Genomic DNA, 19,479 nt, shown 5'->3' with positions numbered 1-19,479 from the left:
ACACGCCCATGCAAAGCCCCTATATGTCGCCTGTCGAGCGGGTGTGGTACTACAGCTTGCGGGTGCTCTGCGCCTTGATTCTGCTGTTTCTGATCGTACCCGTGCTGGTAATCATCCCGCTGTCGTTCAACAGTGGCAGCTTCCTGGTCTACCCACTGCAAGGCTTTTCGCTGCAGTGGTATCAGGACTTTTTCGCCTCGGTCGAGTGGATGCGGGCCTTGCGCAACAGCATCATCATTGCGCCCGCCGCGACAGTGCTGGCCATGGTCTTTGGCACACTGGCGGCGATCGGCCTGACCCGTGGCGACTTCCCGGGCAAAGCGCTGGTCATGGCCTTGGTGATTTCGCCCATGGTGGTGCCGGTGGTGATCATCGGCGTTGCCAGCTACCTGTTCTTCGCCCCGCTAGGGTTGGGCAATAGCTTTTTGTCGTTGATCGTGGTGCACGCGGTACTGGGCGTGCCGTTCGTGATCATCACAGTGTCGGCGACGCTGCAGGGCTTCAACCATAACCTGGTGAGGGCCGCTGCCAGCCTTGGCGCTTCGCCCCTCACGGCATTCCGCCGTGTCACCTTGCCGCTGATTGCGCCGGGCGTGATCAGCGGCGCGTTGTTTGCCTTCGCAACGTCTTTCGATGAGGTGGTGGTCACGCTGTTTCTCGCCGGCCCCGAACAAGCGACCTTACCGCGACAGATGTTCAGCGGCATCCGCGAGAACCTCAGCCCGACCATCGCTGCTGCGGCGACCTTGTTGATCGTGTTCTCGGTGTTGTTGTTATTGACCCTGGAATGGTTGCGCGGGCGCAGTGAGAAGCTGCGTACTGCTGCGGTTTGAATGAGATAGGCTGGCGTTGAAGGGTCGATAGCCGGGGCAGGAGGGGTGGACAAAAGCGTGTTGGCGGCAGCTCTGTTGGTAGCGCTCGCGCTGCCGCTGGCGAGAAAACCGGTGCCCGCGCGCAAGCCGTTTGGCGTGGGTCAGTGCCACGCCCCGACGCCTGAGCTACAATGCGCGCCACCGTGATTCCAGCTAAAAAAGGTGCGTCATGCAGCCCTTCGCTATTGCTCCGTCCATTCTTTCTGCCGATTTCGCCCGTTTGGGTGAAGAAGTGGACAAAGTCCTGGCCGCAGGTGCCGACATTGTCCATTTCGATGTCATGGACAACCACTACGTACCTAACCTGACCATCGGCCCGATGGTGTGTGCGGCGTTGCGCAAATATGGCATCACCGCGCCCATCGATGCCCATCTGATGGTTAGCCCGGTCGACCGGATCATCGGTGACTTCGTCGACGCCGGCGCTACTTATATTACCTTCCACCCCGAAGCCACTTTACATGTCGACCGCTCATTGCAGTTGATCCGTGATGGCGGCTGCAAGGCGGGCCTAGTGTTCAACCCCGCCACGCCCCTGGACGTTCTCAAATACGTGCTGGACAAGGTCGACATGGTCTTGCTGATGAGCGTCAACCCAGGCTTTGGTGGGCAGAAGTTCATCCCCGGCACGTTGGACAAGTTGCGCGAAGCCCGCGCCCTGATCGACGCCAGTGGCCGCGACATCCGCCTGGAAATCGACGGTGGGGTGAACGTGCAGAATATCCGTGAGATCGCCGCAGCCGGTGCCGATACCTTTGTTGCCGGCTCGGCGATTTTCAACGCGCCGGATTACCGCGCCGTGATCGATAACATGCGAGCGGAACTGGCGTTGGCCCGCTCATGAGCGGCCTTGAGCGTCTATTTCCGGGGAGCCTGCCCAAACTGGTGATGTTCGACCTGGACGGCACCCTGGTCGACTCGGTGCCCGACCTCGCCGCCGCGTTGAATACCACGCTGCAGGCCCTGGGCCAGGCACCGGTCGACATCGACGCGGTGCGCGTGTGGATCGGCAATGGCGCGCGGGTGTTGGTGCGCCGTGGCCTGGCCCGTGACTTCGAGCATGGGCACATTGGCGAGGCCGAGACCGAGCACGCCCTTGAGTTGTTCATGCAGGCCTATGCCGGCAGCCACGCACTCACCGAGGTCTACCCGGGCGTGCGTGAAACCTTGAAGTGGCTGCACAAACGCAAGGTCAAGTTGGCCCTGATCACCAACAAGCCTGAACGCTTCGTCGCGCCTTTGCTCGACCAGCTCGGCCTGGGTCGTTATTTCAAATGGATTATCGGCGGCGATACCCTACCGCAGCAAAAACCCGACCCGGCGGCGCTGTTGTTTGTGATGAAAATGGCCAATGTGCGGCCGCGCCATGCGCTGTTCATCGGCGATTCGCGCAACGACGTGCTGGCTGCCAAAGCCGCCGGCGTTGCCTGCGTGGCACTGAGTTATGGTTACAATCATGGCCGCCCGATCGCCGAAGAGTCGCCCGCGTTGGTGATTGACGATCTAAGAGCGTTGATACCCGGTTGCTTAGATCCGGCCACTGGGATACCGTTGGCGCAATACCCCTCTACTTCTCGTCGAGACTCCATCGTGGTGGTCACCCGCAAACTCTGGATGAAAGTCATCAAGGCCCTGGCCCGCTGGCGTTGGCGCGCCTGACTTCCACCTGGCCGGCACTGCCGGCTCGTTTGCCTACCTGACCGTTTTACCCTCAACCACGAGGCTGCTCATGACCCGCGAAGAATTTCTGCGCTTGGCCGCTGCTGGCTACAACCGCATCCCGCTTGCCCTGGAAACCCTGGCCGACTTCGACACGCCACTGTCGATCTACCTGAAACTGGCCGACGCGCCAAACTCCTATCTGCTGGAGTCGGTGCAGGGGGGCGAAAAGTGGGGCCGCTATTCGATCATCGGGTTGCCCTGCACCACCGTTCTGCGGGTGCACGGCCATCAGGTGCGCATCACCCAGGCCGGGGTCGAGGTCGAAAGCCACGAAGTGGAAGACCCTCTGGCCTTCGTCGAAAGCTTCAAAGCGCGTTACAACGTACCGACCATCGAAGGCCTGCCGCGTTTCAATGGCGGGCTGGTGGGCTACTTTGGCTACGACTGCGTACGCTATGTTGAAAAGCGCCTGGGCCAGTGCCCCAACCCAGACCCGCTCGGCGTACCAGACATCTTGTTGATGGTCTCGGACGCGGTGGTGGTGTTCGACAACCTGGCGGGCAAGATGCACGCCATTGTGCTAGCCGACCCTGCCCAGCCCGATGCGTTCGAACAGGGCCATGCCCAACTCGATGCGCTGATGGACAAACTGCGCCAGCCCATCACCCCGCGCCCGGGGTTGGATTTCTCGCGGCAACAGGCTGCCGAGCCGGTGTTTCGCTCCAGCTTTACCCAGGCAGACTACGAGCGCGCCGTCGATACCATCAAGGAATACATCCTGGCGGGCGACTGCATGCAAGTGGTGCCGTCGCAACGTATGTCCATCGATTTCAAAGCGGCGCCCATCGACCTGTACCGCGCGCTGCGCTGCTTCAACCCCACGCCGTATATGTACTTCTTCAATTTCGGCGATTTCCATGTGGTCGGCAGTTCGCCCGAGGTGCTGGTGCGCGTCGAGGACAACCTGATCACCGTGCGGCCGATCGCCGGCACCCGCCCACGGGGTGCCACTGAAGCGGCCGACTACGCGCTGGAAGTCGACCTGCTGTCGGATGCCAAAGAGATCGCCGAGCATTTGATGCTGATCGACCTGGGCCGCAACGACACAGGCCGTGTGTCTGAAGTCGGGTCGGTGAAGCTGACCGAGAAGATGGTCATCGAGCGTTACTCCAACGTGATGCACATCGTTTCCAACGTCACGGGTCAACTCAAGAGCGGCCTGACCGCCATGGACGCCCTCCGGGCGATTCTGCCGGCGGGTACGTTGTCGGGGGCACCGAAGATTCGCGCCATGGAAATCATCGACGAGCTGGAGCCGGTCAAACGCGGGGTGTACGGCGGGGCGGTGGGCTATATGGCCTGGAATGGCAATATGGACACGGCGATCGCCATTCGCACGGCCGTGATCAAGGATGGCGAGCTGCACGTTCAGGCCGGTGGGGGGATCGTCGCCGACTCGGTGCCTGCCCTGGAGTGGGAAGAAACCCTGAACAAACGCCGGGCGATGTTTCGTGCCGTGGCGTTGGCTGAACAAACTCCCCATTCCGACGCTTGAGGGCACTGAATATGTTGCTGATGATCGACAATTACGACTCCTTTACCTACAACGTTGTGCAATACCTCGGCGAGCTGGGCGCGCAGGTCAAAGTGATCCGCAACGACGAGCTCGATTTGGCTCAGATCGAAGCCCTGAACCCGGAGCGCATCGTGGTTTCGCCTGGCCCGTGCACACCGACCGAAGCCGGCGTGTCGCTGGAGGTGATCCGGCATTTTTCCGGCAAACTGCCGCTTCTCGGCGTGTGCCTGGGCCATCAAAGTATTGGCCAGGCCTTTGGCGGCGATGTGGTGCGGGCCCGGCAAGTCATGCATGGCAAGACCAGCCCAGTGTTTCACCACGACCAAGGCGTGTTCGCAGGCTTGAACAACCCGCTGACGGTCACGCGTTACCACTCCCTGGTGGTCAAGCGCGAAACCCTGCCCGACTGCCTTGAAGTGAGCGCGTGGACGCAGCTGGAAGACGGCTCCGTCGACGAGATCATGGGCCTGCGGCATAAGACACTGAACGTCGAAGGGGTGCAGTTTCACCCCGAATCGATTCTCACCGAACAGGGCCACGAGCTGTTCGCCAACTTTCTCAAGCAAAGCGGCGGCAGCCGTCAGGGCTAAGGAAAGGTTATGGACATCAAAACAGCATTGGGCCGCATCGTTAGTCAGCTGGACCTAAGCACCGAAGAAATGCGCGAGGTCATGCTGGAAATCATGACCGGCCAATGCACGGAGGCGCAGATCGGCGCCTTTATGATGGGCATGCGCATGAAAAGCGAAAGCATCGACGAGATCGTGGGTGCGGTGACGGCCATGCGCGAATTGGCCAACAAGGTCGAGCTGACGTCACTGGACCGAGTCGTCGACATCGTCGGCACCGGGGGCGACGGCGCGAATATTTTTAACGTATCCACGGCCTCGGCGTTCGTCATTGCGGCGGCCGGTTGTACGGTGGCCAAACATGGCAACCGTGCGGTGTCGGGCAAGAGCGGTAGCGCGGATCTGCTTGAGGCCTCCGGGGTCTATTTGAACCTGTCGCCGGTACAGGTTGCGCGCTGTGTCGACCATGTGGGCGTGGGCTTTATGTTCGCGCAATCTCACCATGGCGCCATGAAGCACGCTGCCGGGCCGCGCCGCGACCTGGGATTGCGCACGCTATTCAACATGCTTGGGCCGCTGACCAACCCGGCCGGCGTGCGCCATCAAGTGGTCGGGGTGTTCTCGCGGGCGCTGTGCCGGCCTTTGGCTGAGGTACTGCAACGTTTAGGTAGCAAACATGTGTTAGTGGTGCACTCTCAGGATGGTCTGGACGAATTCAGCCTCGCCGCGCCGACTTTCGTCGCCGAGCTCAAGGATGACCAGATCAGCGAGTATTGGGTGCAGCCCGAGGACTTGGGGATCGACAGCCAGAGCCTGTATGGCCTGGTGGTCGATAGCCCGGCGGCCTCGCTCACCTTGATTCGGGATGCCCTGGGCCGGCGCAAAACCCCAGAAGGGCAAAAAGCGGCCGAAATGATCATACTCAATGCCGGCGCGGCCCTTTATGCTGCCGATCATGCACGTACCCTCAAGGAAGGCGTAGCGTTGGCCCATGATGCGCTGCACACGGGCCTGGCCCGGGAGAAGTTGGAAGAATTGGGTGCCTTTACCGCGGTATTCAAGCAGGAGAATGAACAATGAGCGTGCCCACCGTTTTGCAAACGATCCTTGCACGCAAAGCTGAAGAAGTTGCGCAGCGCAAAGCTGAGTTCAGTCTGGGCGAGCTGGAAAAGCGGGCCGCGGCGGCCGATCCCGTGCGTGGTTTCGCCGAGGCGCTGAGGGCCATGGCAGCGAAAAAACAGCCAGCGGTTATCGCTGAGGTTAAGAAGGCATCGCCCAGCAAGGGGGTGATTCGTGAGACCTTCATTCCTGAGGAGATCGCCCGTAGCTACGAAAAGGGCGGGGCCACCTGCCTTTCGGTGCTGACAGACATCGACTTTTTCCAGGGCTGCGACCTCTATTTGCAACAGGCACGGGCTGCTTGCAGCCTGCCGGTGATTCGCAAAGACTTTATGATCGACCCCTATCAGATCGTCGAGGCCCGGGCCTTGGGGGCTGACTGTGTATTGCTGATCGTTTCGGCACTGGGCGATGCGCAAATGGCTGAGCTGGCGGCGGTCGCGAAAAGCCAAGGGTTGGACGTGCTGGTCGAAGTCCATGACGGCGACGAGTTGGAGCGAGCGCTGAACACCCTCGATACACCACTGGTGGGGGTCAACAACCGCAACCTGCACACTTTTGAGGTCAGCCTCGAGACCACGCTGGATCTTCTCCCGCGTATCCCCCGGGACCGCTTGGTCATCACCGAAAGTGGCATTCTCAACCGTGCCGACGTTGAGTTGATGGAAATCAACGACGTGTACTCCTTTCTGGTGGGCGAAGCGTTCATGCGTGCCGAGAACCCAGGCTACGAGCTGCAGCGGCTGTTTTTCCCTGAGCGGGTGCCCCACGCGATTACGCCTGGCCTGGACTGACCCAACCTTATGGCTACGCCCCTGCGCCTGACCATCGAAGCCGGCCTGCAAGCCGAACAGGCGCTATTGGCCGACGTGTGTGCCGGTCGGCGGCCAGACGGTGTGCTGTTTTGGCAGCCGACCGATCAGGCGTTGGTGATGCCCCGGCGCATGAGCCGCTTGGCAGGCTTCGAGCAGGCGCAGCAAGCGCTGACCGCCCAAGGCTGGCCCATACTGCTTCGCGAAACCGGCGGAGAGCCGGTGCCGCAGTCAGCCGCCACGATCAACCTGGCACTGGTATACGCCGCCCCTCGTAGCGAGGGCGACCATGGGCGTATCGAAACGGCCTATAAGCGCTTATGCCAACCGCTGTACGACCTGGTTCAGGTGTACGGCGGGGCGCCTTCGTTCGGCGAGGTTAGCGGCGCGTTCTGTGATGGCCGTTATAACGTGAACTTCGCTGGGCGCAAATGGGTGGGCACGGCCCAGCGCTGGCGTCAGGGCCTGAGTGGGACACGCCCGGTGGTGTTGGTGCACGGGGCTATGCTGGTTGATGACCAGCGCGAGTCGATGGTGCAGGCGGTCAATCATTTCAACCAGTTGTGTGGGTTGCCTCAGCGTTGCCAGGCGGCGAGCCATATCGCCTTTGCTGAGCACTACCCGGGCCGGCCGGTAGTCGAGCCACTGGCCGAAGCATTCGCGAAGGTGTTGGCCGAGGTCCGCGCGGCGTCCCATTAACGCGTGCCGAACACCACCATGGTTTTGCCTTTGACGTGCACCAGGCTGCGTTCTTCCAAGTCTTTGAGTACTCGGCCGACCATCTCCCGCGAGCAGCCCACGATACGCCCGATTTCCTGGCGGGTGATTTTGATCTGCATCCCGTCGGGGTGAGTCATGGCGTCAGGCTGCTTGCACAGGTCCAGCAGGCAGCGGGCGACCCGGCCGGTGACGTCGAAGAAGGCTAGATCACCCACCTTACGGGTCGTGTTACGTAGGCGCTGGGCCATCTGGCTACCCAAGGCATAGAGAATATCCGGCTCGCGGCTGGCGAGTTCGCGGAATTTGCCGTAGCTGATTTCGGCCACCTCGCACTCGGTTTTGGCACGCACCCAGGCGCTGCGCTCGTGCTCCTCATCAGCAGGTTCGAACAGCCCCAACTCGCCGAAGAAATCTCCTGGGTTCAGGTAGGCGATGATCATTTCGCGGCCTTCTTCATCCTCGATCAGGATGGTCACGGAGCCTTTGACAATGAATGACAGGGTCTCCGAGCGGTCACCCGCACAGATGATGTTGGTCTTGGCCGCGAACCGTCGCCGCTGGCAGTGGCTTAGCAACCGTTCGGTGTTCTGCAACTTTGAACGCGAGACGACCATGGTGGGTTTCCGGGTTGATCAATTGGCGAGACAGGCGGCGAGGGGTAGTGGCTATACGCCATTTGATTGGCGCCAGCTTATCAGACACCGTGAAATGTATCTCAGTATTTAGAAGGCTGAGTTACAACCCTAGACGAGTGGGGGCAATTTGGCCGCCAGATGGCCTGTGATAAGCTAGCGCACTTTTTTAAAGCGGGGTTTCCAGTGATGAAAGCGCGTATTCAGTGGGCTGGCGAAGCGATGTTTCTGGGTGAGTCGGGCAGTGGCCACGTCGTGGTGATGGACGGCCCGCCAGAAAGCGGTGGGCGTAACCTGGGCGTGCGGCCCATGGAGATGTTGCTGCTGGGCCTGGGTGGCTGCAGTAACTTCGACGTGGTGAGCATCCTGAAAAAATCACGCCAGGCGGTTGAAAGCTGTGAAGCCTTTTTGGAGGCAGAGCGCGCCGACGAAGACCCCAAAGTGTTTACCCGCATCCATCTGCGTTTCGTAGTGAAAGGCCGCGGCCTCAAGGAGGCCCAGGTCAAACGCGCGGTCGAGCTGTCGGCCGAGAAGTATTGCTCAGCGTCCATCATGCTGGGGCGGGCCGGTGTTGAGATTACCCACGCGTATGAAATCGTCGAATTAGGCTGACCCAGCGGTTCACAGACATGCAGTTATCATAAAAGACGCGCAGACTCTGGCAGAGCTGCGCTGTGGTCTGCATAATGCGCCACTTTTCAGGGCTGGCCCTGTTGAACCAGACAACCAAAATCGCCAACGCGAAGAGGTGTTAACCGTCCTACGCAGGTGTCACTTTCAAACCTGACGGGCATGCTTGATCACGCGGCAAGGCCGCAACCTTATATAGAGAGTTTTTAACGGTGAAAAGCAAACTCAAGCTCCACGGGTTCAATAACCTGACCAAGACCTTGAGCTTCAACATCTATGACATCTGCTACGCGGAAACCCCGCAAGACCAGCAGGCTTACGTCGAGTACATCAACCAAGAGTACGACGCGGCCCGTCTGACGCAGATTCTCACCGATGTCGTCGATATCATTGGCGCCAACATCCTGAACATCGCCCGCCAGGACTACGACCCACAAGGCGCTAGTGTGACCATCCTGATCTCGGAGCAGCCGGTGACCCCGACCGAGAGCCAGATCGAGGAGTCACCAGGCCCGTTGCCGGACACTATCCTGGCACACCTGGACAAAAGCCATATCACCGTTCACACCTATCCGGAAATTCACCCGGTGGAAGGTATTGCAACCTTCAGGGTGGATATCGACGTTTCCACCTGTGGGGTCATTTCACCGCTCAAGGCGCTGAACTACCTGATCCACCAGTTCGATTCGGATATCGTGACCGTCGACTACCGCGTCCGTGGGTTTACCCGTGACGTCGAAGGCCACAAGCATTTCATCGACCATGAAATCAATTCGATTCAGAACTACCTGTCCGAAGATACCCGTTCCGGTTACCAGATGACCGACGTTAACGTGTATCAGGAAAACCTGTTCCACACCAAAATGCTGCTGAAGAACTTCGAACTGGACAACTATCTGTTTGGTGATGCCACCAGCAACTTGTCTGCCGAACAGCGTGAGCAAGTGACCGAGCACCTGAAGCACGAGATGCTGGAAATCTTCTACGGGCGCAACATGCCTGTGTGAGCATGAGCTTATAAAAAAAGGGGGCCAACTTGAGTTGGCCCCCCTTTTTTTAAGCGTATTTTATCAAACGCGATAGGTCGTTTTGGTCATCACCTTGGCCAGCAAACTCATGCCGAATTTGACCGGGGCTGGAAAGCGGTAACCGCCGGCGCCCAAGGCCGATTCGGCGTGTGCTGCTTCGTCCGCCTGCATCTGCTCAAGGATGGCACGGGACTTGGCGTCTTCAGGTGGCAGTTGCTGCAGATGTTCGTTCAGGTGTTTACCCACCTGGTCTTCGGTGGCGGCTACGAAGCCCAGGCTGACACGGTCACTCACCAGTCCGGCAACCGCGCCGATGCCAAATGACATCCCGTAAAACACTGGGTTAAGCACGCTGGTGTGGCTGCCTAGCTGGCGAATCCGCTGTTCGCACCAAGCCAGGTGGTCGATTTCTTCCTGGGCCGCGTGCTCCATGGCCTTGCGCACTTGAGGCAGTTTGGCCGTAAGCGCCTGGCCCTGGTAAAGGGCCTGGGCGCAGACTTCGCCAGTATGGTTGATGCGCATCAGGCCAGCGACATGGCGGGCGTCTTCATCGCTGAGCTTGGTGTCAGCCTGGACCAGCCCTGGAGAGGGTCGGCTAGGCTGCCCGCTGAATGGCAGCAGGGTGCGCATGGCGGTATCGGCCTGCAGCAAAAGACGGTCGATGGGCGAGTAGTGGCGTTCGTTGGTCATGACACCTCCGGTGGGCATTCACGCATTCTATCGCACTTGGGGCGGGTCAGCCTGGCGGCCAATTCATTTGCCGCTGCCCCAGCACATGCATATGGATATGGTAGACGGTCTGGCCGCCCAGCTCGTTGCAGTTCATTACCACGCGAAAGCCTTCTTCACAGCCCAGTTCTTTGGCCAGACGCTGCGCGGTAAAAAGGATGTGCCCAGCCAGCGCTGTGTCGGCCTCGGTCAGATCGTTGAGGGTGCGGATCGGCTTTTTCGGTATCACCAGAAAATGCACGGGGGCCTGGGGGGCGATGTCGTGAAACGCCAGCACCTGATCGTCTTCGTAGATGATCTTCGCCGGTATTTCCCGGTTGATGATCTTGGTAAACAAAGTGTCCACAGCCTGTTCTCCCTGTTAATAGTGCGCCTGAGTGTAATCAGCCGCAGCGGTTTAGCCCAGCCCGGCTCATGGTGGGCTGGGCCGGTAGGCCTTGTTAACCATGCCAGCCACGCGCCTGGCCAGCCAGCGCGGGGCCAGTCGGCTGCACCCTCGTAACCATCGATTGCGCCGCCCCGGCATGATGATTGCGCAATTGCGCTCCAGAGCTCGAACAGTGTACAGCGACACCTCCTCGGCACTGAGGCTGTGGCCGCTGTGGGCTAAACGTGGAATGGGCCGCGTCAGGGAGCGTACCGCCCCGGGGCACAGTACCGACACTTTTACCCCGCTTTGTTTGAGTTCTTCGCGCAGGCCTTCGGAAAAGTGCAGGACATAAGCTTTGCTCGCGGCATAGCTGGCCATCCAAGGCCCCGGTTGAAACGCCGCCAGTGAGGCCACGTTGAGAATCTGCCCGCCGCCCTGTACGGCCATGGCATTGCCCAGCGCATGGCAGAGGCGGGTAAGGGCGAGTACGTTGAGTTCGAGCAGGTCTTGCTCCTGGCCCCAGTCCTGGGCCAGAAAAGGACCGTAGCCGCGAACGGCCGCGCAGTTAACCAGCAGGTCGATCTGGCGCTCGCCTTCTTCTAGCTCCAGCAGAAAGCCCGAAAGGCGCAACGGCTCACCCAGGTCGCACGCCCGAAACAAGACTTCGACACCAAAGCGTTGGGTGAGCTCAGCGGCGATGGCCTCCAGGCTCTCGCGCTGGCGGGCCACCAGAATCAAGGCCCGGCCTCGCCGTGCCAAGGCTTCGGCAAGTGCCAGGCCTAGCCCGCTCGAGGCGCCGGTGATCATGGCGTAACGGGTCATGCGATTCTCCATAGGCACCTGCGCAGGTAGGGCCAGATAGTTTACAGGACGCGCCTGCTAATGGGCCCGAGGCAGGTATTGGAAGTCTTTCATGAAGCCTGCGACTACGACGGCTGCGATCATCACCAGCCACATTGACGCAATGACCTTGACGGCCCGCGAGTTGACCGCAGGGCAGGGGCCGTACTGATTTGTCAAAGCGTTGCCGGGCAGTACCGCCAGCAACAAGGCAAGCACGCCCCCAATATAGGGCACTAAGGTCAATAGCCACCACCAGCCACTGTAGCCCAGGTCATGCAAGCGCCGAGCGCCGATCAGGAAGGCGACCGCCATGACCGCGATGCCAGTCAGGGCCGTCAGCACGTTGCCTACTAATAGGGGGACGATACTCCTTAGCACAGTGGTTACGAGGGCAGCTGCCATCCCTGCGATAACCAATAGCAAAGTCCAGGCGAGGTAACGCAAACGACCTATTCGGCCATGGTGAGTAAATACTTTCAGAGGGGCGGGGGTTTCGTGAGGCAGATCAGTCATGGGGCAGCGTCCTTGTCGGCATAGATCGAAATAGCGATCAAGCTTTTAGCCGCAAAGACGCTCTTTGTCCAAAGCTATTTAGAACGGTTTGACCACCACGAGAATGACCACCAAGAGCAGAACAACAACCGGCACCTCATTGAACCAGCGATAAAAAGTATGGCTGCGCTTATTTTCGCCCCGAGCAAAACGCTTCACTTGTGCACCACACATGTGGTGGTACCCCACCAGCAGCACCACCAGGGTCAGCTTGGCGTGCATCCAGCCTTGCTGAAGCCAGCTAGGGCTGAGGACCAGCAGCCATATGCCCAGGGCCAGGCTGGCGAGCATGGCTGGCATCATGATGCCGCGGTAGAGCTTACGCTCCATAGTTTGGAAGCGTTGTTTGCTGGCCTCGTCATCGCTCATCGCGTGGTAAACAAACAGCCGAGGCAGGTAGAACAGCCCGGCAAACCAGCAAACGATCGCGACGATGTGCAGCGCTTTTATCCATAGATAGAGCATTAGGGTTATTTTCCAGGTTCACGGTTCGTCGATAGTAGTGGCAAGCGCGCCCTCCGTCATCACAACGGTTGTGACATCGTCCTGTGCGACCTATCATCGAATGCTTTCCAGTCATGGTTCGTGAGGGGCAGGTTCATGGTTAAGGTCGGTATCGTTGGCGGCACGGGTTACACCGGGGTCGAATTGCTGCGTCTGTTGGCGCAGCATCCAAGCGCAGAGGTGGTGGTCATCACCTCCCGATCCGAGGCCGGCCTACCGGTCGCCGACCTTTACCCGAATCTGCGCGGCCACTACGACGGCCTGGCGTTCAGCGTACCCGACGTCAAGACCCTGGGAGCCTGTGACGTGGTGTTCTTCGCCACCCCCCACGGTGTCGCCCATGCCCTGGCGGGCGAGCTGCTTGCCGCCGGAACGCGGGTGATCGACCTGTCAGCGGACTTCCGCCTGCAAGATTCCGACGTCTGGGCCAAATGGTATGGCCAGCCCCACGGCGCTCCCGAGTTGCTCAAGGATGCGGTCTACGGCCTGCCTGAGGTCAACCGCGAGCAAATTCGCCAGGCTCGCCTGGTCGCGGTGCCGGGTTGCTACCCAACAGCAACCCAGCTCGGCTTTTTGCCATTGCTGGAAGCCGGCGTGGCTGATGCCTCGCGCCTGATTGCCGATTGCAAGTCCGGCGTCAGCGGGGCAGGTCGGGGCGCCAGTGTGGGTTCGCTGTTTTGCGAAGCGGGCGAAAGCATGAAGGCCTATGGCGTAAAAGGGCACCGGCATCTGCCTGAAATCACTCAAGGCTTGCGCCTGGCCGCAGGCGGTGATGTGGGCCTGACCTTCGTCCCACACCTAACGCCTATGATCCGCGGCATTCACTCCACGCTTTACGCCACGGTCACGGACCGCTCGGTCGACCTGCAGGCGTTGTTTGAGAAGCGTTACGCCGATGAGCCCTTTGTCGACGTCATGCCAGCTGGCAGCCACCCTGAGACCCGCAGCGTTCGTGGTGCCAACGTGTGCCGTATCGCGGTGCATCGGCCACAGGACGGCGACTTGGTGGTCGTGCTATCGGTGATCGATAACCTGGTAAAAGGTGCTTCGGGGCAGGCGGTGCAGAACATGAACATCATGTTCGGCCTCGACGAGCGGCAGGGGCTGTCTCACGCGGGCCTGATGCCCTAAATTCGGGGGTGCGTAACGGCAGAGGCTCGCTTGGCGAGCCTCTTTCATTTCTGCTGTTGCACAATTGTTGACCATTTTTCTCGGACAAGCGGATAATAGCGCCATTAAGCATCACAAACGGCTTTGCGCCGGGAGATAGTCAGCATGAGCGTCGAATCATTCACCCCTATGGCCTTGCAGTTCACCTACGGGGCAGCGAACAAGGTCAAGACCCTGGTCGATGAAGAGGGCAATGACCGTCTTAAGCTACGCGTGTTCGTCACGGGCGGCGGTTGCTCGGGCTTCCAGTACGGTTTCACTTTCGATGAAGATGTTGCAGACGACGACACCATCGTCGAGCGTGAGGGTGTCAGCCTGGTGGTCGATCCCATGAGTTTCCAGTACCTGGCCGGCGCCGAGGTGGATTACCAAGAAGGCCTGGAAGGCTCGCGCTTCGTGATCAACAACCCGAATGCCTCCACCACCTGCGGATGCGGCCAGTCGTTCTCGATCTGATCGTAATGGTGATAAGCGAACGCCGCGCCATTGAGCGCGGCGTTTTGCTGTCTGCGTTCAAGCCGGGTAGATGGCGCCCAGGACGCGCAAGCCCGCTGCGCCGGTGACGCTTGGGCGGTTCGACGGGATGTTTTCCAGGCAGCAATGTGCGAGCCAGGCGAAGGCCATGGCCTCGACCCAGTCAGGGTCAATGCCATGGGCGGCGGTGCTGCTGACTTTGGCTCTGGGTAACAGGCTGGCCAGCCGTGCCATCAGCGCCTGATTATGGGCTCCACCGCCGCACACAAGCAGTTCCTGGGTATCTGGCTGAGCGCCGGACACGGCTTCGGTGATGCTTCTGGCGGTCATCTCTAATAGCGTCGCCTGGATGTCCGCATCGGGGTAGCGAGGTAGGCTGTTCAAGTGTGCCTGCAGCCAGGGCAGGTTGAACACTTCTCGGCCGGTACTCTTGGGCCCGACGCCGGCGAAGAAGGGATCACTGAGTAATGTGTCCAGTAAAACCGGTTGCACCTGCCCGGATGCAGCCCAGGCGCCACCTTCGTCGAAGGCCTTGCCTTGTTTCAAATCAATCCAGGCATCGAGCAATACGTTACCAGGGCCGCAGTCGAAGCCACTCACCGGCTTGCCCTGCTCTAGCAGGCTCACATTGCTGAAACCACCGATGTTGAGCACGGCCAGGCAGTTTGCCTTGGCTCCGAACAAAGCATCATGAAAAGCTGGAACGAGCGGGGCGCCTTGGCCGCCTGCCGCCACATCGCGGCGGCGGAAGTCTGCTACCACGGTGATGCCGGTCAGCTCTGCCATAAGCGCCGGATCATCGATCTGTACGGTAAACCCGCGTGCAGGCTCGTGGCGAACCGTCTGGCCATGGCTGCCGATGGCGCGCACCTGATCGGCATTAATGCTCTGTGCGCCCAACAACGCCGCAATACCTGATGCCGCAAGCCGCACCCATTGCTGTTGCGCTAGCGCCGCGCGGGCGATCTCATCTGGCCCCGGCGAGCATAGGGTCAACAGCTCTGCTTTGAGCCCTTGAGGCATGGGTACATAGTGCTTGGCTACCAGCTGGCAGCCTTGATCTTGATCGATCAGCGCGATATCCAGGCCGTCCAGGCTGGTGCCGGACATCACGCCAATGTAGTACGTCATCGGTCAGCGCTTGCTGGCCAGTAGCGTAGAACGCTCCTGGTCCATACGTGCCATCAGCGGCTGGCTTTGTTGCATGAAACGCTGGCGCTCAGACTTGGCGATTGGGTCGGCCATCGGTAGTTTCTGGCCCAGGGGGTCGACGTGAACGCCATTGACCTGGAACTCATAATGCAGGTGCGGCCCAGTGGAAAGCCCAGTGGTCCCGATATAGCCGATGACCTGACCTTGCTTGACCGTGCCACCAGTGCTGACACCTTTGGCGAAGCCCTGCATATGGCCGTACAGGGTGCGGTACGTATTGCCGTGCTGGATGATCACGGTGTTGCCGTAACCACCGCGGCGTCCAGCAAGTATCACCTTGCCGTCGCCAGCCGCCTTGATCGGCGTGCCCCTTGGGGCCGCGTAGTCGACACCTTTGTGCGCGCGGATCTTGTTCAGAATTGGGTGCTTGCGACCCATCGAGAAGCGCGAGCTGATGCGCGCGAAGTCTACCGGGGTACGGATAAACGCTTTGCGCATGCTGTTGCCATCGGCCGTGTAATAGCTGCTGGTGCCTTGCTTGCTGGTGTAGCGAATGGCGGTGTAAGCCTTGCCACGGTTGATGAACCGCACAGAAAGGATATTGCCAGTGCCGACGACTTTGCCATCGACGAATTTCTGCTCATAAATCACATCGAACTCGTCGCCTTGGCGAATATCCTGGGCGAAGTCGATGTCGTAACCAAGGATGCTGGCCATTTCCATAGTCTGGCTATGGGATAAGCCAGCCCGTTGCGCAGAGAGCGACAGGGAGCTGTTGATTACGCCATGGGCGTAGGCTTCCCGAGTCACTGGCTTTTTAGTCGTGCGGCTGAACGCGTAACCACTGGCCGTTTTGCTCAGGCGAATGCTCTCCAGATCGTTGACCTTGGTGTGCATGCTGGTCAACTGCCCCTCAGGGGTTACCTCGAATTCGAGGGTCTGGCCACGGCGCAGGTGGGTGAACAGCTTGGCCTGTTTATCGCCGGCCAACACCTCGTGGACCGCTGTGGTGGGCAAGCCTACTTTTTCGAACAGTGTCGAGAGGGTGTCGCCTTTAGCGACGACCACTTCACGGTGCCCAGGTGCTTTAGCTTCTACTACCGCTGGCGGCATAGCCAGGGGAGTGGCCGCCGTTTCGTCGGTAGCTGGCTCCTGTGGAATCTGCGCAAAAGGCGAGGCAACAGCGTTCTCTTCGACGGTGTCTTCGCTGGCGGTGCTCGACGGCTCTGCGCCCATGTCGGCTGGAGCCATTAGGTCGAGGTTGAGGTTGGTCTTCTTTGCCTCTACTTCACTGGATGGAAAAACCAGCAACGCAAGGCTGAGAAGGGCGGCAATGCCGCTGGCGGCCAATAGGTGGGTCTTCGGATAAAGCGGGGGCGCTTTAGGCGGTTCGTTGGTCATAGGTAATTTTGACTTTGTAAAAGATGAATTGGAAAAGATGAATGACATGATAAAGATGAAATAACTGTATAAAATATAACCAAAAGCTCGCCAAAGCAAGCGCGCAGACGCTCAAGTGAGACATTGACGTCACATCATTGGCATAAACTTGTGTTTGGTGCGTGATCTTGTATGGTTGAGCCCCTTTGAATCTGAGCCTTGTGGGTCCTTTATGAAGTCTGTTGAAGAGCAGCTCGCGCTGATCAAGCGCGGCGCCGAAGAGGTGTTGGTCGAGTCCGAACTGGTGGAGAAGCTCAAGCGTGGGCAGCCGCTGCGTATCAAGGCAGGCTTTGACCCGACGGCGCCGGATCTGCACCTGGGCCATACTGTGCTTATTAATAAGCTGCGCCAGTTCCAAGAGCTGGGGCACCAAGTGGTGTTTCTGATCGGAGACTTCACGGGCATGATCGGCGACCCCAGTGGTAAAAGCGCTACGCGCCCCCCGTTGACCCGGGAGCAGGTGCTCGACAATGCCGAGACCTACAAGGCTCAGGTTTTCAAGATTCTAGACCCCGCTAAAACCGAGGTCGCCTTCAACTCCACCTGGATGGATGCGTTGTCGCCGGCAGACTTCATTCGCCTAGCCTCGCAGTACACCGTAGCGCGCATGCTCGAGCGCGATGACTTCGACAAGCGCTACACCTCCAAACAGCCTATCGCAATTCACGAATTTCTCTACCCGTTGGTGCAAGGTTACGACTCGGTCGCCCTGCGGGCCGACGTCGAGCTAGGCGGGACCGACCAGAAATTCAACTTGCTGATGGGGCGTGAGCTGCAGCGCGCTTATGGTCAGGAGGCGCAAAGCGTCGTCACCATGCCGTTGCTTGAAGGCTTGGATGGCGTGAAGAAGATGTCCAAGTCATTGGGCAACTACGTCGGAATCCAGGAAGCGCCCGGTGTGATGTATAGCAAGCTGGTCTCTATCCCCGATCCATTGATGTGGCGCTATTTCGAGCTGCTGAGCTTTCGCTCCATGGCTGAGATCGAACAGTTCAAAGCTGACGTAGCAGCAGGCGCCAACCCTCGGGATATCAAAATCAAGTTGGCCGAAGAAATCGTCGCGCGTTTCCATGGCCAAGAAGCCGCTGCGAACGCTCACCGCGGTGCGGGTAACCGTATGAAAGAAGGTGAGCTGCCGGATGATCTGCCCGAGGTAGAACTGCTGGCTGGCGAAGACATGCCCATCGCGGCTGTGCTTAATAAAGCAGGCCTGGTAAAGAACTCGGCGATGGCTCGGGATCTTTTGAATTCCGGTGGCGTAAAGGTAGATGGTGGGGCGGTCGATCGAGGTTTCGTCTTCGTGCTGGGCGCTACCCATGTTATCCAGGCCGGCAAGAAGGCTTTTGCGCGGGTCACGCTTAAAGTTGAGTGAAAGTTCAAATTAAGGGTTGACGCCCTCGCTCAGCTGTCTATAATTCGCCCCACTTCCGGCGCAGCCGAAACGGAAAACTCCTTGAGAATCAATGTTTTATCTCAAGTAGAGTTCGGATAGGCAGCGCTACGAAGGGTTTCGATGAGTTGATCGAAAGCGGTTTAAAAAGGTGGTTGACAGCGGTTTTAAACGCTGTAGAATTCGCCTCCCGCTAACGAGTGATCGAAGCGGTCAAGTGGTTGAAGTTGCTAGAGATTCTCTGGAAAAACTTCAAAATAAACGCTTGACAAGATGTGAGGCTAGCGTAGAATGCGCGCCTCGGTTGAGACGAAAGAATCAACCCACCGCTCTTTAACAACTGAATCAAGCAATTCGTGTGGGTGCTTGTGAGCTCAGACTGATGTCAACTAGATTATCAGCATCACAAGAACTCCACGAGAAATCAAAGAGTTACCTCGATCCTTCGGGTTCGAGTTTGCGATTGCTGAGCCAAGTTTAGGGTTTTTACAAAACCCATGCAGTATTGAACTGAAGAGTTTGATCATGGCTCAGATTGAACGCTGGCGGCAGGCCTAACACATGCAAGTCGAGCGGTTGAAGGGAGCTTGCTCCCTGATTCAGCGGCGGACGGGTGAGTAATGCCTAGGAATCTGCCTGGTAGTGGGGGACAACGTTTCGAAAGGAACGCTAATACCGCATACGTCCTACGGGAGAAAGCAGGGGACCTTCGGGCCTTGCGCTATCAGATGAGCCTAGGTCGGATTAGCTAGTTGGTGGGGTAATGGCTCACCAAGGCGACGATCCGTAACTGGTCTGAGAGGATGATCAGTCACACTGGAACTGAGACACGGTCCAGACTCCTACGGGAGGCAGCAGTGGGGAATATTGGACAATGGGCGAAAGCCTGATCCAGCCATGCCGCGTGTGTGAAGAAGGTCTTCGGATTGTAAAGCACTTTAAGTTGGGAGGAAGGGCATTAACCTAATACGTTAGTGTTTTGACGTTACCGACAGAATAAGCACCGGCTAACTCTGTGCCAGCAGCCGCGGTAATACAGAGGGTGCAAGCGTTAATCGGAATTACTGGGCGTAAAGCGCGCGTAGGTGGTGTGTTAAGTTGAATGTGAAATCCCCGGGCTCAACCTGGGAACTGCATCCAAAACTGGCACGCTAGAGTATGGTAGAGGGTGGTGGAATTTCCTGTGTAGCGGTGAAATGCGTAGATATAGGAAGGAACACCAGTGGCGAAGGCGA

The 19,479-nt window shown here is 59.0% G+C and carries 21 protein-coding genes and 1 rRNA gene (1 of these 22 cut by a window edge); 14 read left to right on the top strand and 8 right to left on the bottom strand.

From position 1 onward, the window contains the following. Nucleotides 1-8: 8 nt before the first annotated feature. The 8 genes from QCL65_RS22970 (at nucleotide 9) to QCL65_RS22935 (ending at nucleotide 7,309) form a co-directional block, all read left to right on the top strand. Nucleotides 9-833 (top strand): ABC transporter permease, encoded by an 825-nt coding sequence (locus QCL65_RS22970; protein WP_407312910.1) that lies wholly within the window; start codon nucleotides 9-11, stop codon nucleotides 831-833. Nucleotides 834-1,041: 208 nt separating this feature from the next. After that, nucleotides 1,042-1,716, top strand: coding sequence for a ribulose-phosphate 3-epimerase (gene rpe / locus QCL65_RS22965; RefSeq protein ID WP_407312908.1), 675 nt, complete (start codon nucleotides 1,042-1,044; stop codon nucleotides 1,714-1,716). Next, complete coding sequence (locus QCL65_RS22960) at nucleotides 1,713-2,531, top strand: phosphoglycolate phosphatase (protein ID WP_407312906.1); 819 nt, start codon at nucleotides 1,713-1,715, stop codon at nucleotides 2,529-2,531. The genes rpe and QCL65_RS22960 overlap by 4 nt, the downstream gene beginning before the upstream one ends. A gap of 70 nt (nucleotides 2,532-2,601) precedes the next feature. Further along, nucleotides 2,602-4,089 carry an anthranilate synthase component I gene (gene trpE, locus QCL65_RS22955; RefSeq protein WP_407312904.1) on the top strand — a complete coding sequence of 496 codons (1,488 nt, stop codon included), beginning with the start codon at nucleotides 2,602-2,604 and terminating at the stop codon, nucleotides 4,087-4,089. An 11-nt stretch (nucleotides 4,090-4,100) separates the two neighbouring features. Continuing rightward, on the top strand, nucleotides 4,101-4,700 hold the full coding sequence (locus tag QCL65_RS22950) for an aminodeoxychorismate/anthranilate synthase component II (protein ID WP_407312902.1): 600 nt from the start codon (nucleotides 4,101-4,103) through the stop codon (nucleotides 4,698-4,700). Nucleotides 4,701-4,709: 9 nt separating this feature from the next. After that, nucleotides 4,710-5,759, top strand: a complete 1,050-nt coding sequence (gene trpD / locus QCL65_RS22945) for an anthranilate phosphoribosyltransferase (RefSeq protein ID WP_407312900.1) — start codon at nucleotides 4,710-4,712, stop codon at nucleotides 5,757-5,759. Further along, a complete protein-coding gene (gene trpC, locus QCL65_RS22940; RefSeq protein ID WP_407312898.1) occupies nucleotides 5,756-6,592 on the top strand; it encodes an indole-3-glycerol phosphate synthase TrpC in 837 nt (278 codons plus the stop codon). Before trpD ends, trpC begins: the two co-directional genes overlap by 4 nt. A gap of 9 nt (nucleotides 6,593-6,601) precedes the next feature. Then, nucleotides 6,602-7,309, top strand: coding sequence for a biotin/lipoate A/B protein ligase family protein (locus QCL65_RS22935; RefSeq protein WP_407312896.1), 708 nt, complete (start codon nucleotides 6,602-6,604; stop codon nucleotides 7,307-7,309). On the opposite strand, the gene crp is transcribed toward QCL65_RS22935, so the two are convergent. Beyond that, nucleotides 7,306-7,944 (bottom strand): cAMP-activated global transcriptional regulator CRP, encoded by a 639-nt coding sequence (crp, locus tag QCL65_RS22930; protein WP_407312894.1) that lies wholly within the window; start codon nucleotides 7,942-7,944, stop codon nucleotides 7,306-7,308. The two genes, QCL65_RS22935 and crp, sit on opposite strands and share 4 nt — an antisense overlap. A 207-nt stretch (nucleotides 7,945-8,151) precedes the next feature. Here crp and QCL65_RS22925 point away from each other — a divergent pair, with 207 nt between their 5' ends. Beyond that, a complete protein-coding gene (locus tag QCL65_RS22925; RefSeq protein ID WP_407312892.1) occupies nucleotides 8,152-8,574 on the top strand; it encodes an OsmC family protein in 423 nt (140 codons plus the stop codon). A gap of 230 nt (nucleotides 8,575-8,804) precedes the next feature. Then, a complete protein-coding gene (speD, locus tag QCL65_RS22920) occupies nucleotides 8,805-9,599 on the top strand; it encodes an adenosylmethionine decarboxylase (protein WP_407312890.1) in 795 nt (264 codons plus the stop codon). Nucleotides 9,600-9,662: 63 nt separating this feature from the next. On the opposite strand, the gene coq7 is transcribed toward speD, so the two are convergent. The 5 genes from coq7 to hemJ form a co-directional block, all read right to left on the bottom strand. Further along, entirely contained in the window at nucleotides 9,663-10,310 is a 648-nt protein-coding gene (gene coq7 / locus QCL65_RS22915) for a 2-polyprenyl-3-methyl-6-methoxy-1,4-benzoquinone monooxygenase (RefSeq protein ID WP_407312888.1), read from the bottom strand. 46 nt (nucleotides 10,311-10,356) lie between these two features. Further along, the gene (locus QCL65_RS22910) at nucleotides 10,357-10,695 is read right to left on the bottom strand and encodes a histidine triad nucleotide-binding protein (RefSeq protein ID WP_407312886.1); all 339 of its coding nucleotides are present in this window, start codon (nucleotides 10,693-10,695) and stop codon (nucleotides 10,357-10,359) included. A gap of 66 nt (nucleotides 10,696-10,761) precedes the next feature. Beyond that, nucleotides 10,762-11,541, bottom strand: a complete 780-nt coding sequence (locus tag QCL65_RS22905) for an SDR family NAD(P)-dependent oxidoreductase (protein WP_407312884.1) — start codon at nucleotides 11,539-11,541, stop codon at nucleotides 10,762-10,764. A gap of 57 nt (nucleotides 11,542-11,598) precedes the next feature. Beyond that, a complete protein-coding gene (locus QCL65_RS22900) occupies nucleotides 11,599-12,075 on the bottom strand; it encodes a DUF805 domain-containing protein (RefSeq protein WP_407312882.1) in 477 nt (158 codons plus the stop codon). Nucleotides 12,076-12,153: 78 nt separating this feature from the next. Further along, nucleotides 12,154-12,579, bottom strand: a complete 426-nt coding sequence (gene hemJ / locus QCL65_RS22895) for a protoporphyrinogen oxidase HemJ (RefSeq protein WP_407312880.1) — start codon at nucleotides 12,577-12,579, stop codon at nucleotides 12,154-12,156. Between the two features lie 135 nt (nucleotides 12,580-12,714). Between hemJ and argC the strand changes: the two genes are divergently transcribed. Beyond that, nucleotides 12,715-13,749 carry an N-acetyl-gamma-glutamyl-phosphate reductase gene (argC, locus tag QCL65_RS22890; protein ID WP_407312878.1) on the top strand — a complete coding sequence of 345 codons (1,035 nt, stop codon included), beginning with the start codon at nucleotides 12,715-12,717 and terminating at the stop codon, nucleotides 13,747-13,749. Between the two features lie 144 nt (nucleotides 13,750-13,893). Continuing rightward, nucleotides 13,894-14,244, top strand: a complete 351-nt coding sequence (erpA, locus tag QCL65_RS22885; RefSeq protein ID WP_407312877.1) for an iron-sulfur cluster insertion protein ErpA — start codon at nucleotides 13,894-13,896, stop codon at nucleotides 14,242-14,244. Nucleotides 14,245-14,301: 57 nt separating this feature from the next. Here erpA and QCL65_RS22880 read toward each other — a convergent pair whose 3' ends face one another. Both QCL65_RS22880 and QCL65_RS22875 read right to left on the bottom strand, forming a co-directional pair. After that, entirely contained in the window at nucleotides 14,302-15,393 is a 1,092-nt protein-coding gene (locus tag QCL65_RS22880; RefSeq protein WP_407312875.1) for an anhydro-N-acetylmuramic acid kinase, read from the bottom strand. A gap of 3 nt (nucleotides 15,394-15,396) precedes the next feature. After that, nucleotides 15,397-16,815 (bottom strand): peptidoglycan DD-metalloendopeptidase family protein, encoded by a 1,419-nt coding sequence (locus QCL65_RS22875; RefSeq protein ID WP_407312873.1) that lies wholly within the window; start codon nucleotides 16,813-16,815, stop codon nucleotides 15,397-15,399. 211 nt (nucleotides 16,816-17,026) lie between these two features. On the opposite strand from QCL65_RS22875, the gene tyrS reads away from it, so the two are divergent. Continuing rightward, the gene (gene tyrS / locus QCL65_RS22870) at nucleotides 17,027-18,226 is read left to right on the top strand and encodes a tyrosine--tRNA ligase (RefSeq protein ID WP_407312871.1); all 1,200 of its coding nucleotides are present in this window, start codon (nucleotides 17,027-17,029) and stop codon (nucleotides 18,224-18,226) included. A gap of 525 nt (nucleotides 18,227-18,751) precedes the next feature. Continuing rightward, nucleotides 18,752-19,479: ribosomal RNA gene (locus tag QCL65_RS22865) — 16S ribosomal RNA — on the top strand (it continues 809 nt past the right edge of the window).

Origin of the sequence: Pseudomonas sp. nanlin1 (assembly GCF_045571515.1) — a bacterium.
In the GTDB taxonomy this organism is placed as follows: Bacteria; Pseudomonadota; Gammaproteobacteria; order Pseudomonadales; family Pseudomonadaceae; genus Aquipseudomonas.
The sequence above is the reverse complement of the archived record's forward strand: the minus strand, read 5'-3'. Positions and strand labels throughout refer to the sequence as shown.